Origin of the sequence: Thiogranum longum, assembly GCF_004339085.1 — a bacterium.
GTDB lineage: Bacteria > Pseudomonadota > Gammaproteobacteria > DSM-19610 > DSM-19610 > Thiogranum > Thiogranum longum.
In genome coordinates this window covers 26,180-40,033 of sequence record NZ_SMFX01000001.1, presented here as the reverse complement: position 1 = coordinate 40,033, position 13,854 = coordinate 26,180, and the positions used below count along the sequence as shown (strand labels likewise).

At 55.1% G+C, this 13,854-nt stretch carries 13 protein-coding genes and 1 pseudogene; 9 read left to right on the top strand and 5 right to left on the bottom strand.

Annotation, left to right across the window (positions count from 1 at the left end; translation table 11 throughout):
• The first annotated feature begins 30 nt into the window (after positions 1 to 30).
• Together DFR30_RS00185 and DFR30_RS00180 are read left to right on the top strand one after the other, a co-directional pair.
• The gene (locus DFR30_RS00185) at positions 31 to 1,137 is read left to right on the top strand and encodes a sensor histidine kinase (RefSeq protein ID WP_132970750.1); all 1,107 of its coding nucleotides are present in this window, start codon (positions 31 to 33) and stop codon (positions 1,135 to 1,137) included.
• On the top strand, positions 1,134 to 1,862 hold the full coding sequence (locus tag DFR30_RS00180; protein WP_132970749.1) for a LytR/AlgR family response regulator transcription factor: 729 nt from the start codon (positions 1,134 to 1,136) through the stop codon (positions 1,860 to 1,862). Before DFR30_RS00185 ends, DFR30_RS00180 begins: the two co-directional genes overlap by 4 nt.
• Positions 1,863 to 1,874: 12 nt before the next feature.
• Here DFR30_RS00180 and DFR30_RS00175 read toward each other — a convergent pair whose 3' ends face one another.
• Positions 1,875 to 2,369: a thioredoxin family protein gene (locus DFR30_RS00175; RefSeq protein ID WP_132970748.1), complete on the bottom strand. Its 495-nt coding sequence runs from the start codon at positions 2,367 to 2,369 to the stop codon at positions 1,875 to 1,877.
• A 98-nt stretch (positions 2,370 to 2,467) separates the two neighbouring features.
• Here DFR30_RS00175 and hemC point away from each other — a divergent pair, with 98 nt between their 5' ends.
• The 4 genes from hemC to DFR30_RS00155 all read left to right on the top strand — a co-directional run bounded on the left by hemC (position 2,468) and on the right by DFR30_RS00155 (position 6,740).
• Positions 2,468 to 3,406: a hydroxymethylbilane synthase gene (hemC, locus tag DFR30_RS00170; RefSeq protein ID WP_132970747.1), complete on the top strand. Its 939-nt coding sequence runs from the start codon at positions 2,468 to 2,470 to the stop codon at positions 3,404 to 3,406.
• Entirely contained in the window at positions 3,403 to 4,194 is a 792-nt protein-coding gene (locus tag DFR30_RS00165) for a uroporphyrinogen-III synthase (RefSeq protein ID WP_132970746.1), read from the top strand. The genes hemC and DFR30_RS00165 overlap by 4 nt, the downstream gene beginning before the upstream one ends.
• A 78-nt stretch (positions 4,195 to 4,272) precedes the next feature.
• Positions 4,273 to 5,490 (top strand): uroporphyrinogen-III C-methyltransferase, encoded by a 1,218-nt coding sequence (locus tag DFR30_RS00160; protein WP_132970745.1) that lies wholly within the window; start codon positions 4,273 to 4,275, stop codon positions 5,488 to 5,490.
• The gene (locus DFR30_RS00155; protein WP_132970744.1) at positions 5,487 to 6,740 is read left to right on the top strand and encodes a heme biosynthesis HemY N-terminal domain-containing protein; all 1,254 of its coding nucleotides are present in this window, start codon (positions 5,487 to 5,489) and stop codon (positions 6,738 to 6,740) included. Before DFR30_RS00160 ends, DFR30_RS00155 begins: the two co-directional genes overlap by 4 nt.
• A gap of 5 nt (positions 6,741 to 6,745) precedes the next feature.
• Here the strand turns inward: DFR30_RS00155 and DFR30_RS00150 are convergent, their stop codons facing one another.
• The 3 genes from DFR30_RS00150 to DFR30_RS00140 all read right to left on the bottom strand — a co-directional run bounded on the left by DFR30_RS00150 (position 6,746) and on the right by DFR30_RS00140 (position 10,736).
• A complete protein-coding gene (locus DFR30_RS00150) occupies positions 6,746 to 7,786 on the bottom strand; it encodes a CDP-6-deoxy-delta-3,4-glucoseen reductase (RefSeq protein ID WP_132970743.1) in 1,041 nt (346 codons plus the stop codon).
• A gap of 122 nt (positions 7,787 to 7,908) precedes the next feature.
• A complete protein-coding gene (locus DFR30_RS00145) occupies positions 7,909 to 10,347 on the bottom strand; it encodes an EAL domain-containing protein (protein ID WP_165869044.1) in 2,439 nt (812 codons plus the stop codon).
• Complete coding sequence (locus DFR30_RS00140; protein WP_165869043.1) at positions 10,344 to 10,736, bottom strand: DUF2892 domain-containing protein; 393 nt, start codon at positions 10,734 to 10,736, stop codon at positions 10,344 to 10,346. Before DFR30_RS00140 ends, DFR30_RS00145 begins: the two co-directional genes overlap by 4 nt.
• Before the next feature lies 1 nt (position 10,737).
• On the opposite strand from DFR30_RS00140, the gene DFR30_RS14210 reads away from it, so the two are divergent.
• From DFR30_RS14210 to DFR30_RS14710, 3 genes and pseudogenes are all read left to right on the top strand, one after another.
• Positions 10,738 to 10,935: a hypothetical protein gene (locus DFR30_RS14210; protein WP_165869042.1), complete on the top strand. Its 198-nt coding sequence runs from the start codon at positions 10,738 to 10,740 to the stop codon at positions 10,933 to 10,935.
• A gap of 117 nt (positions 10,936 to 11,052) precedes the next feature.
• Positions 11,053 to 11,715, top strand: a pseudogene (locus tag DFR30_RS14715) (methyl-accepting chemotaxis protein); the annotation flags it as partial.
• The gene (locus tag DFR30_RS14710) at positions 11,695 to 12,186 is read left to right on the top strand and encodes a CZB domain-containing protein (RefSeq protein ID WP_424565403.1); all 492 of its coding nucleotides are present in this window, start codon (positions 11,695 to 11,697) and stop codon (positions 12,184 to 12,186) included. The pseudogene DFR30_RS14715 and the gene DFR30_RS14710, both read left to right, overlap by 21 nt.
• 47 nt (positions 12,187 to 12,233) lie before the next feature.
• On the opposite strand, the gene ubiD is transcribed toward DFR30_RS14710, so the two are convergent.
• Complete coding sequence (ubiD, locus tag DFR30_RS00130) at positions 12,234 to 13,706, bottom strand: 4-hydroxy-3-polyprenylbenzoate decarboxylase (protein ID WP_132970739.1); 1,473 nt, start codon at positions 13,704 to 13,706, stop codon at positions 12,234 to 12,236.
• Positions 13,707 to 13,854: the final 148 nt, after the last annotated feature.

Sequence of the window (13,854 nt, the reverse complement as noted above, 5' to 3'; positions counted from 1 at the left end):
CTCAAAGTACTGATAACACTGGCCGATATTATGGTGTTGCCCGTTTTTGGGCGTTTCACCGGACCTGTTATCGCTGTCATGGGCCAGACAAGCCGAAAAAATTCGTCAGAGTTGCCGCAGGATACCCTGTTCCTGCCGAGTTTCTGTGATATCCGCCTGGTATTCGCTGTGGTGGTCATTGCCGAGCTGCTGGCCTTTGTGCTGGTGTTGGCCAACGGGCGCGCCGACCCCTGGAATGATCTCGGGCTGGTATCACTGTTTTTGCAATGGATTGCCCTGAGCAGCGCGGCTGCGTTGTGTCTTGCCCGGCCACTGTTGCTGAAAATCAGTAATACCGCCGCCGTACTGGCCAGCTACCTGTTACTGCTGCTGGTTACGGTGCTGATCAGTGAACTGGCCTGGTACATGGGCGGCCTGGAACAGAATGGTGGTTCTGCGGGGCATGTCGAGTTCCTGTTCCGCAATACGGGCATCAGCGCCATCGTTAGCGGGCTGGTGTTGCGCTATCTGTTCGTACAGCACCAATGGCGGCGGCAGATTCAGGCCGAGTCGCAGGCGCGCGTGCAGGCGTTGCAGGCGCGTATCAGACCCCACTTTCTGTTCAACAGTATGAACAGTATTGCCGCACTGACAGGTAGTGATCCACAGCGTGCAGAGTTGGCTGTGCAGGATTTGTCCGACCTGTTTCGCGTCACGCTGCGTAATGCATCAGAGCGTATACCGCTGGACGAGGAAATCGATGTGGCCAGACGTTACCTGCGTATGGAGGGCCTGCGTCTTGGTGAGCGGCTGCAGGTGGAGTGGGACATCGACCGTCTGCCGCGCAAGCGGCTGGTACCGTCACTGGTTCTTCAGCCGTTGCTGGAGAATGCCGTATATCACGGTATCGAGGCCTTGCCACAAGGTGGGCGCATTGTCATTCACGGTGCAGCCGAGGGCCGGCGTATCAGCATTACAGTACGTAATCCACGTGCACCACATGGCGTTGCCTCACACCGAAGGGGTAACCACATCGCACTCGAAAATATCCGCCTGCGCCTGCAGCTGGCGTTTGGTAACCAGGCCGGTGTGGCGCTGCGAGAAGTGGGTGATGAATTTGAAACAACCCTGTATTTCCCAAGGGAGAAGGCCATATGAAGTGCCTGGTGGTGGATGACGAATTGCTGGCACGCGAACGTTTGACTCGCATGCTCGATCAGCTGGAAGGCTGTGAAGTCTGTGGTGAGGCAGCAGACGGACAACAGGCGCTTGACCAGGCGCAGGTGCTGGTTCCAGAACTGATTCTGATGGATATACGCATGCCAGGCATGGACGGCCTGGAAGCAGCGCGCCACCTGCTAAAGCTGGATAACCCACCGGCCGTGGTGTTTACCACCGCCTATGGTGATCATGCGCTGGAGGCGTTCGAAGCGCAGGCGATAGATTATTTGCTCAAGCCGATCCATCCCGAGCGCTTGCAGCAGGCACTCGAAAAGGCGCGGCGGCTGAACCTTGTCCAGCTGGAAAATATCAGCGGTGATAGCGATGTGCGTACCCACCTGTGTGCGCGTAACCGGGGAAACCTGGAGCTGGTTCCGGTGGAAGAGGTTGTCTATCTGCAGGCCGATCAGAAATATGTCACGGTACGTTCTGCTACCCGGAAAATCCTGGTTGAAGATGCACTCAAGGCCCTGGAAGAGGAATTTGGTGACCGGTTTTTGCGCATTCACCGCAATGCCCTGGTTGCAGTACAGTGTATTCGTGCACTGGAAAAGGACAGCCAGGGGCATGTCAGTGTAGTGCTCGATGGCGTTGAAGAACGCCTCGAAGTGAGTCGCAGGCTGTTGCCTGAGGTCAGGCGGAATATTCGCAATGGCGCCTGACTGCTGAGGCATTCAGGGGTCGCAGCGCCCCAGTTCCTGTAGACGTCGCCGTGACTCGTCCAGGGCGGCATCCAGGTAACCCCCGTAAAAATCCACCGAACTTATTCCGACCAGGCGTTTGGCTATTTCCATCCCGTTACGGTCGACAAACAGCACAGTGGGCGTCACCCAGACTTTATAGTGAGTGGCAATACTGCGCTCATCGATTGTTTTACCATTAAAATCCAGCAGCCGGCGGTTACCGTCAATCATAATCTTGCGCATCAGCACGCGTCGGTCGTAGTCTCTGTCCAACAATGTCGGGTCAAGAATTTCATGTTCAAGTAACATGCAGTAATCACAATATTCAGCGGCAAACTCCAGCAGGACGGGTGCACAATACCGTTCAGCCTGGCGACCGTCCTTTTGCAGATCCTGCGCCAATGGCACAGCGGCCCGTGTTACGTTCGCGACCAGCAAAAAAATCCCGGCCATGATGTGCGGCCACTTGCACCACTTGTCAGTCACTCGTTATGCTCCCATAAATATTCCGCTCTGGTGGTCATTATACGGTTCCCATGCCGACTGGATCGGTGGTTTTCACAGTTTTAGCAAGTCAGGTAGCCATGACAAATTCCACACTTCGTATCGCAACCCGCAAGAGCCCGCTCGCGCTCTGGCAAGCCAATCACGTGCGTGATGCACTGCTTGCAAGACACCCCGAACTCGAAGTCGAACTGGTCACTATGACCACGCAGGGCGACAAAATCCTGGACACACCGCTGGCAAAAGTCGGTGGCAAGGGGTTGTTCGTCAAGGAACTGGAAACCGGTATGCTGGAAGGACGCGCCGACCTTGCCGTGCATTCCATGAAGGATGTGCCGGTAGAATTTCCCGAAGGTCTCGGTCTGGCGGCTGTATTGCCACGAGAGGATCCCCGTGACGCATTGATTTCAAACGAATATGCTTCTATCGAAGGGTTGCCGGATGGCGCCAGAGTGGGAACTTCGAGCTTGCGTCGTCAGTGCCAGTTACGGCGTATTCGCCCGGATCTGGAAGTTCTGGACCTGCGTGGTAACGTCAATACCCGCCTCGCCAAGCTGGATAACGGTGATTATGACGCCATCCTGCTGGCGGCGGCGGGCGTCAAACGTATGGGCTGGGAAGAGCGTATCACCGAGTTACTGGCACCGGAGCAGTTTATCCCGGCCATTGGCCAGGGGGCCATCGGCATCGAAATCCGTGTGAACGATGCGCGCGTACGTAGCCTGGTAGAAGAGCTGAATGATGGACAGACGGCGACGCGCATACGCGCAGAACGGTCCCTGAACGAAGCCCTGCAGGGCGGTTGTCAGGTGCCTATTGCGGGTTATTCCGAAATCAGCCACGGCGTCATAGTGTTACGCGCGCTGGTGGGGCGGCCGGATGGTAGCGAGATGGTGCAGGGTGTGATCAGTGGGCGACCGGAAGACGCCGAGGAGCTGGGAAGAGTGCTGGCAGAAGATCTGCTGTCGCGCGGAGCAAGGCAAATTCTCGATGACCTGTACGCCGAGGACGATGAATGACAGAACCGCCAGCTACGGGGAGCGGGCCGCTGAGGAATTGTGGTGTGCTGGTCACCCGACCGGCGCACCAGGCTAGCGGGCTGTGCCAGCGAATCGGGCTGCTGGGGGGGCGAAGCATTAGCTTCCCGGTGCTGGAGATAACTGCGCCAAAGGACAGTCGTCCACTTGAAGACAGTGTGGCGCAGCTGGATGATTTTGATATAGCCATTTTTATCAGTGCCAATGCTGTTGAGCATGCCCTGGCCTGCATCCTTGCACAGCGTGACTGGCCGGTTGCTGTGCGCATCGCCGTTATCGGCAGGCGCTCTGCGGAAGCACTGGAATCCTTCGGCCTGCAGGCAGATATCTGTCCACAAGAGCATTTCAACAGTGAAGGACTGCTGGAGCAGGAGGCACTACAGGATGTAGCAGGCCAGCAGGTGCTGATTTTTCGTGGTAACGGCGGCCGTGAATACCTGGCAGATAGCCTGCGTGAACGTGGGGCGACGGTTCAGTATGTCGAGGCATACCAGCGCTCCCGACCGGCTGAGAGCAGCACATCACTGGTTAAAGCGTGGCGTAGCGGCAAAATCGACATAGTGCAGGTCAACAGCATCGAGAGTCTGGAGAACCTGTTTGCCATGCTGGATGATGAAGGCAGGGCTTTGCTGCGCGATACGCCGCTGCTGGTCGTCAGCGAACGTATGTTGCCGGTCGTCGAACGCATGGGATTTACTCAACCCCCTGTACTGGCGGCCAATGCCACCGATGATGCGGTTCTCGATGCGCTGTGTACATGGCATGGTTGAGTTCGATACGCAGTGCAATGCATCCAGATCCGGTACAATCAAATCTGACTTTACCCATACAGTGATCCGTGAGTTGCCATGAGCCAGTCAAAGAAACGTCTGCCGAAAACTACAAACCACGAAAATACCGCCGAAACTTCGAGCGACAAGCCACAACCTGTGCCCCGGAAGGCCTCGCCACTGCCACTGGTATTCGCGATGCTGGCACTTGGTGTTTCCATCGGGTTGGCAGTTGGCGGCTATTTTATCTGGAACCAGGTACAGCAGTTGACGGGGGAGCAGGCGGGTCTGGTGCCAGAGCTGGAGCAAAAAGTTAAGCCGCTGCAAAGTGATTTACAGGCCATCAGCAATGAATGGCAAACAGGTCGCCGTGAAATCGAACAGCAGCTGAGTGAGCTGGGCGAAGCACAGGCCGCACTGGCTGAAAGACTTAACCGCCTTGCATCGCATGTCAATCGCAGTGAGACCGGCTGGACGCTGGCCGAGGTTGAATACCTGTTACGAGTTGCCAGTGAAAGCCTGCAACTGCGCCGTGACAAACGAACAGCGGTCGCAGCACTGAACAGTGCCGATACCCGGTTGCGCGAACTGGCAGATCCGCAGCTACTACCGGTCAGGGAGCAGCTGGCGCGCGACTTGAACCGTTTACGCGAAGTGCCGGATGTGGATTTTGATGGTATCTCGCTTCGACTGGCCGATGATTTGCAGCAGGTCGAGAGCTTGCAGGTGGCAGGCAGCCGTTACGAGCCTCCTGAGCCCAAACCTGAACAGTTTGATACGACTCGCTCGGCAGGCGACTGGCGCGAATTGCCGCAAGTCATCTGGGCAGCATTGAAAGAACTTTTCCTGATTCGTGAACACGACAAGCCGGTTGCTCCCATGCTCCCCCCGGAGCGCGTCTGGTTCCTGAAAGAAAACCTGAGGCTTCAACTGGCGGCAGCGCGGCTGGCACTGCTTCGCGAGGACCGACAGGCCTACCGGCAGGCACTGGATACTGCTGCCGTATGGTTGAGGGACTGGTTCGATACCGGGGACCCGGCAGTGGCTGCGATGGCGCAAGGCCTCGATGAACTGGCTGCTGTAGACATTCATCCCGAGCTGCCGGATGTTTCGAAATCTCTGCAGTTACTGCACGGGATACAGAAGCAGCAGGAGAACCTCGCGCTACCAGCCGTGGTTGAACCCCCTGCTGTTGCACCGGAAGCGGAAGCAAATGATGCCGTGAATGAAGCGAATACCGAAACCGTATTGCCTTCAGTGGAGGAAGCTCCGGTAACAGCCGAGGACGCGCCATGAAATTGCTGTTAATCGGCGTATTGGTGCTGCTGGGATCAGTTGCCGCTGCTTTATTTGCCCTGCCGGACCCGGGATATATCCTGATTGGTTACGGTAATATCAGTGTGGAAACCTCCCTTGTGGTTTTCATTATCGTTTTACTTGTCGGCTATCTCGCATTGCGAATGCTGGCGGGGTTGTGGCGCATGCCGGTACGCATCAGGCACTGGTCAGGCCAGCGCCAGCTACAAAAGCTTTCACGGCGTTATGATGCTGCGATTATCGAACTCGTCAGTGGAAAACTCGAGCGTGCAGAGCGGCAGCTCGGGCGTCTGGCCGATGATTCACGTGCACCGCTTGCCGCCTGCCTGTCTGCGGCGCATGCCGCAAATCGCCTCGGTGAAGATGGGCGTCGCGATCGTTACCTGGGGCAGGCACTCAAGCGCTTCCCTGAGGCAGAATCAGCAATATGTCTGGTGCAGGCCGAGTTGCAACTCGCACGTGACCAGTTCGACCAGGCGCAGACAACACTGGCGCATCTACGCACCCTGATGCCGCGCAATCGTGAAACGTTGCGCCTGCAGATGCAGCTATATCTGGGTCAAAAGGACTGGGGGAAATTACGCGAGCTGTTGCCGGAATTACGTCGTAGCGAAGTGCTGAACCATGACCAATGGCAAAGGCTGGCAGTTCAGGTGTACCAGGAACGGATCCGGGAACTGACTTCGGCGCGGGATATCGATACGCTCAAAAAAGGCTGGGCACAGTTACCGCCCCCGGTGCGACAGGATCATGCCCTGCTGGCCCTCTATATTGAACAGCTGGTGCGCCTTGGCGAACATGATCAGGCAGAAGGCCTGTTACGTGAGCAGTTATCTGAATACTGGGATGACAGACTGGTCTACCTGTACGGTGAACTCGAGGGTTGCGACAGTGCAGTACAACAGAAAATGGCCGAGAAGTGGCTGGCCAGGCACGACAAGGATGCGGTGTTGCTGTTGACGCTGGGGAAGATAAGTTTGCGTAATAAACTATGGGGCAAGGCGCGCAGTTACCTGGAAGCCAGTATCGGCATACAACCGACGGCGGAAGCCTATCGTCTGCTTGGCGATTTACTGGAACAGCTCGAGGATCATGATGCGGCGGCAGAATGCTACCGCAAGGGCTTGTCGCTACCCTTGCCGGTACTGCAGGCACCCGCACAGGTTGTGCCGGAGGAAGCCATGTTGCAGGCGGCCGAAACCGATCGCATCGAGATGCTCAGCCACTAGGCACATCAGTCCGCCGCCTTTTCCTCGCGGGCAATTTTATCCAGCACGTCCTGTGCAAACTCGAAGGCATCGGAATACATATGGTCCAGGCTGGCGCCGTGTTGTGCGAATACCGGCGTTGCAGCCTCGATCATTGCGGGTGGACCGCTCATATAGATATCGTAGTTTGCCAGATCCGGATAGGCTTCCAGCAAAGTATTCATAACCAGGCCGGTTTTGCCTTCCCACCGGTCCTCTGTAGCGGGATCTGATAGTACCGGCGTATAACTGAATGCGCTGCTGTTTTTCTTCCAGCGCTGCGGTTCGTCCTGGAGATACAGGTCACGCTTTGAACTGACACCCCAGAACAGGTGAATGGTACGGTCGATGCCGATGTACTGGGCATGGTCAATTATTCCCTTGAGCGGTGCGATGCCGGTGCCGCCCGCCATCATCAGGATGGGGCGATCAGAATTCTCGCGCAGGTAGAAAGCACCCAGCGGGCCTTCGATACGCAGCAGTGCGCGATCTTTCATTTCATCAAACACATGGCCGGTGAATGAACCACCGGGTACATGGCGGATATGCAGCTCAAGATACTCATCCTGGTGTGGCGCATTGGCGATCGAGAAGGCGCGCCGCCGGCCATCTTTGAGAATAAATTCAATATACTGCCCGGCGAGAAATTGTAGTCGTTCGGTTTCCGGAAGTTTGAGTAATACCTGCATGACGTCGTGTGACAGTCTTTTCAGGTGCTCGGCACGGCACGGCAGGGTTTTTACGATGATGTCGGCATTGGCACTGACTTCGCGCGTCCTGATGGTCAGGTTGCTTCGTGCGTGGGCCTGACAAATAACGACCTGGCCGGTTTTATATTCGACTTCTGGTCGACCGTCGGGATAGTCGACCTCACCGGACAGCAAGGTGGCGACACAGGACCCACAGGCACCGTTTCGACAGCCATAAGGCAGACCGACACCCTGACGCAGAGCAGCGTCCAGCAGTGTTTCATCTGCCTCAGTGGTGAAGCGGTGGCCGCTTGATTCGATCTTAACCTCAAAGGTCATGCTGAATTCTCTTGACGAAGGGCGGGCATTCTCGTTGATTTCATGCAGCAGGTAAACGCATGAATGTTGTGTTTATCCGGCACTTTTAAGTTGGCTGGCAGCGAGACCGGCCGGAATTACGCTTATCCCTGGCCTGAGCCGGGCTTGATAAAAGAAACAACGCTATCACAGTGTGCTTCGGTGTGGCGCACAGCTTGTGGTTTGTCGATGGCGTAGCCCTGGGCGAAATCCACGCCAATAGTAGCCAGTGCCCCGAGGATGGATCTGTCCTCGACGTACTCGGCTATGGTCTGTATGCCCATGGCATGGCCGATCTGGTTGACTGACTGCACCATTGCGCGGTCGACCGGGTCGTGCAGCAGATCACGTACATAGCTGCCATCTATCTTCAGGTAGTCGACCGGAAGTTGTTTGAGATAGGCAAATGATGACATGCCGCTACCAAAGTCATCGAGCGCAAACCGGCAACCCATGCCGTGCAACAGACGCATGAACTTGAGTGCAGTCTCGAAGTTGGCTATGGCAGCTGTTTCGGTAATTTCAAAGCAGATCTGTTCAGGCGGCACCTTGCTGTCGTGCAGCAGGTCGACGATGCTGGAAAGAAAACCGCGTGCCGTGAGCGATTGGCCGGACAAGTTCACTGCCATGATAGTGGTGGACTGACAAAGCCGGATTTCATTGGCCAGCCAGCGCAGGGAGTGTTCAACCACCCAGCGGTCGATTTCCGGCATCAGGCCATATTGTTCTGCCGCACGCAGGAAACGGCCGGGCGGTATCAGCTTCTCGTCCTTCCCAATCATTCTGAGTAGTATCTCGGTATGTAATTCCCGCTGATCACTGCAATGCACAGGCACTATGGATTGCCGGTACAATGTGAGCCGGCCTTCTTTCAGTGCGTCGCGTATACGACCTACCCAGCGCATTTCGCTGCGATGACGTTTCAGCTCCTTGTCATCCGGTTCGCTGACATGTACGCGGTCTCTCCCCTGCTCCTTGGCGGCGTAACAGGCGACATCTGCTGACGAAAGGGCCTCGGCAACACTCTGGGTTGTTCCGGAAAGAGGGACGATGCCAATACTGGCTCCAATTTCAAAGCTCTTGCCATCCCATACAAAGTTCAGGGCTCGAATAACCTTCCGTATTTCACCGGCAAGTTTCTCGGCGTCCGCCATGGTGCAACCCTGTAAAAGAATGCCAAACTCATCACCCCCAAGCCTGGCCACGATATCACTGTCGCGCAATTTCTTGTGCAGCAGGCTCCCCAGAACGCGTAGCAGTTCGTCGCCAGCGGTGTGGCCACAGGTATCGTTGATGATTTTGAATTGATCCAGATCGATATAGCACAACGCATAGTGCTCGCCATTGCTGCGGGTATTTTCCAGTGCCTGCTGCAGGCGTGCTTCAAACTCACGCCGATTAAGTAAACCGGTAAGGGCATCGTGGGAGGCCTGGTGCGACAGCTGGCGCGTAAGTTCACGGGTCTGGCGAACATCATCAAAGACCAGTACAGCACCAACAATATTGCCTGTTGCGTCGTGCATGGGCGCAGCTGATTCAGCGACAGCAATTTCTTCACCACCCTTGCGAACCAGTAAACGGCTTTGAAGGTTGCGCTCGATTTTGTTGTTTCGCAGGCTGCAACTGACTGCACAGGGAATAAAGTCACCGGTTTGTTCATCGATCAGGTGAATGATGTCGTCGATATCCCGCCCGGTGGCCTCTTCCTGTTTCCAGCCAGACAGTCTTTCAGCAACAGGGTTCATGAAACGAACTTTTCCGTCACGGTCTGTAGTAATGACTCCCTCTGCAATGGAATTCAGTGTCACTTCAGCCCGGTTCTTCTCATCGAACAGAGCATGTTCGCCTGCCTGTGCACGTTGCAGTGCATCGCTGAGTTCCAACTGCCTGGCCTGCAGTGCCGCCATAGCCTTGTTGATGAATCGCGAGAGATAACCGAACTCATCGAAGCGATTCTCGTTAAAGCGTGCTTCGTTGCCATGGGAGCATAATTCGGCAGTTGCAATCATCTGGTGGAAGGGCTTGGTGATAACCTTCTGCAAGATCCACTGAATGATCAGGCCGAAAGCAAAGAAACTGATGCCAAGTACAAGCATCAGTTGTTTCTTCCGGGTCAATAATGCCTGTTCGATTGTTTGCTGGTAGACAGTGACAACAACATCCACTAATCCCCCGGTCTGTAAATCGGCTGATGTAAAACTCGAGGTAAAACTCTCCAGGCCGGGTTCCGGTTTACCGAAGGTTATGCTCTTGGTGCTGCGCTCGATGCTGACTGCGGGTATGTTCAGTTCCTGCATCAGTGGCGGAATGGAGGGCCGTAATGCATCCAGTGTTACTGCGTTGTCTTCGAGTAGTTGTTCGCGTACAGATGTAACGATCTGGCGGGGAGATGTCTCGTGTTCCAGAACGGCAATCCTTTCCAACCAGGGCATGGCCATGGCAACCATCAATAATCCAACTGCGACCAGCCCCCAGAAAACGATACCGGCAATCTTGAGAGGAAGGCCGATATGGACTGCTTCATTGTGCCGCGCTGATTTCATCTTAACCCTGCCCATTTTAACGCAAGGAACATCGGGCATACACCACTTACACCGGCACCCAGAATGGCGAAACCCATGAACCAGGGTAAAAACCACAACGGTCCAGGAAAAATAAATACACTGACCGCCAGCATGGTGGCAACCAGCAGGCGCCAGCCACGTTCAGCCTCGAAGCTGCTGCGTGTATGGAAATTTATGCCGAGTGATCCTTCGTCTGGATCCGGATTATCTACCCCTCGAAGCCTGGCGATCAATAAGGGAATACGAAGATTAGTAACGGCTTCGAAAACAGTCAAGCTTACCAGGAAATATATCAGTTGATGCAGACCGAAATAGAGTGCAATCAACAGCAAAGTGCCAAACAGCAGTCGATAGAGCCGGTTGCCCATATTGAATACAGCCTCCCCGCAGGCGGGTATTAATGAAGAAAGTCTTCTGGTGCAGGATATATTTCTAGCAAAAATCACGCCTGGACATGGATGTCTGTATTGTTCTGCGCAAGACGGCAAGCAGGTGTTGTTGGCCGTCAACATGATGGCAGTTCAGGTGTCGGGGTTGCACTTCGCGGTGGGCGAAAGTCTCTATTAGCCATATATTTGACAGTTACCCGGTCGTGCATGGCAGGGTTGATTCCGGAGGGTAAAGCTGGGCTATTGATGGCCGTTACCGTGACCGGAACGGGATTAGAATTAACACTGGAGAGGTATGGGAATGGCGATTTTTGGGCGTACTCGCACACAACTGGCTAATGCCGAAAATGAGATTGCAAGTTTGCGCAGCCAGCTGGCAGAAAAAGATACCATGCTGGAAAATCTGCAGGAACAACTGGATGCGGCTGCTGCGGAACAACAACAACTGGCAGCCAGGGTGCAAATGGCAGATGGACTGTATCGTAACTTCCATCACTTCGGTGAAAGCCTGACCGCACTGCAGTCGACGCTTGCGCAACTGGCGAACAGCCTGGCAAGTGAAAAACAGGTCGCTATCAAGGCAGCAATGGTCTCGGTCGATGCGCGTAAAGGCACAGAGTTGATGGTATCAAACCTGCGACAGGTGTCATCGACAGTCGATCAGGCTGTCAATAACGTGGAGGGCCTGAACGAGCGTACCGATGCGATTGGAAATATCGTCAACCTGATTACCGAGATTTCCGAACAGACCAACTTGCTGGCATTGAATGCTGCTATCGAAGCTGCACGCGCAGGCGAGCACGGGCGTGGTTTTGCGGTAGTGGCTGACGAGGTGCGTAACCTGTCCAAGCGAACCAACGAAGCAACCCAGGAAATTTCCTCACAGGTCACAAAGATCCAGGAAGAAACCAGTGCAACACAGGAAAAAATGAGCACCATGGCAAACCAGTCATCTGAACTGAGCAAAATCGGAAACAATGCAAGTTCAGGTATGGGGTCGGTACTGGAATTATCCAAGGATATGGAAGGCGTAATTTCAGCGGGGGCATTAAGAAGTTTTGTGGAGTTGGCGAAGACGGATCACCTGGTTTACAAGTTTGCGATATATCAGGTCATGATGGGTGTATCGAACAAGAGTATTGATGAGTTTGCTGATCATACCCGCTGCCGACTGGGGCAATGGTACTACGAAGGAGAGGGGATCGGTTGCTTCAGCAAGTTACCCGGTTACCGGGAGCTGGAAGAACCGCACCGTGGCGTACATCGTCACGCACTGGAAGCCCTGGCGCAGTACCATGAAGGTAACATTGACCAGGCCCTGCGTGAGCTTGAGGAAATGGAAGCAAACAGCATGCAGGTGCTCAGGTACCTGGAGGAAATGGCTGTTAGCGCCGAAGGTGACAACAGTCTGTTGTGCGCGACGGCCTGAAGCCTGGTAAAGGACAATCCTTGTCTGTTCAGCAACGTTTTACGGTGTCAGTCCAGACGTATACCCAGTTTATCCCACATGGCATCCACGTGTGCCCTGGTATCTGCATCCATGCTGATGGGGCGCCCCCACTCGCGACTGGTTTCGCCTTTCCATTTTGATGTGGCATCCAGCCCCATTTTACTGCCAAGTCCGGAAACCGGTGAGGCAAAATCCAGGTAATCGATAGGCGTGTTTTCTACCAGTGTGACATCTCGCGCCGGGTCCATGCGTGTGGTCATGGCCCAGATCACATCTTTCCAGTCACGTACATTCACATCATCGTCTGTGACAATGACAAACTTGGTGTACATGAACTGACGCAGGAAACTCCATACCCCGAACATCACACGCTTGGCGTGGCCGGGATACTGCTTTTTCATGCTCACGCAGGCGATCCGGTAGGAACAGCCTTCCGGCGGGAGATAGAAGTCGGTGATTTCAGGAAACTGCTTCTGCAGGATCGGTACAAAAACCTCGTTGAGTGCTACTCCCAGGATGGCAGGCTCGTCAGGCGGGCGACCGGTATAGGTGCTGTGGTAAATCGGCTTGTCCCGGTGAGTGATGCAGTCAATGGTGAATACCGGAAAGCGTTGCTGCTCATTATAGTAGCCGGTGTGATCGCCGAACGGGCCTTCCAGTGCCTCCTCGCCCGGGTGAATATGGCCTTCAAGGACAAATTCAGCACTGGCAGGAACCTGTAAATCCAGTGAGTGGCATTTCACCAGTTCAGTCTTTGCCCCGCGCAGCAGGCCGGCAAAAGCATACTCCGACAGGGTGTCGGGCACGGGAGTGACAGCGGCCAGTATCGTGGCAGGGTCTGCACCCAGCGCAACAGCTACCGGGAAAGGTTTGCCGGGATGTACCTGTTGCCAGTCACGGTAATCCAGTGCGCCGCCGCGATGTGCCAGCCAGCGCATAATGACCTTGTTGCGAGACAGCACCTGTTGTCGGTAAATGCCCAGGTTCTGGCGTTCCTTTTGCGGGCCTTTGGTAACCACCAATGCCCAGGTAATGAGCGGGGCGGCGTCTTCCGGCCAGCAGGTCTGAATGGGCAGTTTTCCAAGATCAACTTCATCACCCTCTAGAATGTGCTGTTGACAGGGTGCGGACTTCAATATTTTTGGTGCCATATCGAGCACCTTGCGGAACATGGGCAGTTTCTGCCACGCATCTTTCATCCCTTTTGGGGGTTCGGGTTCCTTGAGTGCTGCCAGCAGCTTGCCGATTTCCCTCAACTCGGCGACAGAATCGGCGCCCATACCGGCAGCAACACGTTCGGGTGTACCGAACAGGTTGGCAAGGACAGGGATTGAGAAATCGCCCGGGTTTTCGAACAACAGGGCAGGACCGCTGGCGTGCAAGGTGCGCTCACAGACTTCAGTTATCTCAAGCTTCGGGTCAACGGGGTGGGTAATACGCTGCAGCTGGCCGTCAGCTTCCAGTTGCCTGATGAAGTCGCGAAGATCCTGGTAGTGCATGTAAGTCTTCCTGGGGCCGGAACAAGTGCCGATTGTACCGGAAGCCAGACATTTACAGAATTGTCGAAGGCTTGCGCTACCCAGATTGGCGGATTGTGCGGCCTGCTTTGTGCTGGCCAGGCCCGGCAGGACAGAGCCTCCTGAACCG

Bases quoted from the DNA above. Each gene is read 5' to 3' on its own strand.
- DFR30_RS00185 (WP_132970750.1), top strand. From the start codon at position 31: ATGGTGTTGCCCGTTTTTGGGCGTTTCACCGGACCTGTTATCGCTGTC.
- DFR30_RS00180 (WP_132970749.1), top strand. From the start codon at position 1,134: ATGAAGTGCCTGGTGGTGGATGACGAATTGCTGGCACGCGAACGTTTG.
- hemC (WP_132970747.1), top strand. From the start codon at position 2,468: ATGACAAATTCCACACTTCGTATCGCAACCCGCAAGAGCCCGCTCGCG.
- DFR30_RS00165 (WP_132970746.1), top strand. From the start codon at position 3,403: ATGACAGAACCGCCAGCTACGGGGAGCGGGCCGCTGAGGAATTGTGGT.
- DFR30_RS00160 (WP_132970745.1), top strand. From the start codon at position 4,273: ATGAGCCAGTCAAAGAAACGTCTGCCGAAAACTACAAACCACGAAAAT.
- DFR30_RS00155 (WP_132970744.1), top strand. From the start codon at position 5,487: ATGAAATTGCTGTTAATCGGCGTATTGGTGCTGCTGGGATCAGTTGCC.
- DFR30_RS00150 (WP_132970743.1), bottom strand. From the start codon at position 7,786: ATGACCTTTGAGGTTAAGATCGAATCAAGCGGCCACCGCTTCACCACT.
- DFR30_RS00145 (WP_165869044.1), bottom strand. From the start codon at position 10,347: ATGAAATCAGCGCGGCACAATGAAGCAGTCCATATCGGCCTTCCTCTC.
- DFR30_RS00140 (WP_165869043.1), bottom strand. From the start codon at position 10,736: ATGGGCAACCGGCTCTATCGACTGCTGTTTGGCACTTTGCTGTTGATT.
- DFR30_RS14710 (WP_424565403.1), top strand. From the start codon at position 11,695: ATGGCAAACCAGTCATCTGAACTGAGCAAAATCGGAAACAATGCAAGT.
- ubiD (WP_132970739.1), bottom strand. From the start codon at position 13,706: ATGCACTACCAGGATCTTCGCGACTTCATCAGGCAACTGGAAGCTGAC.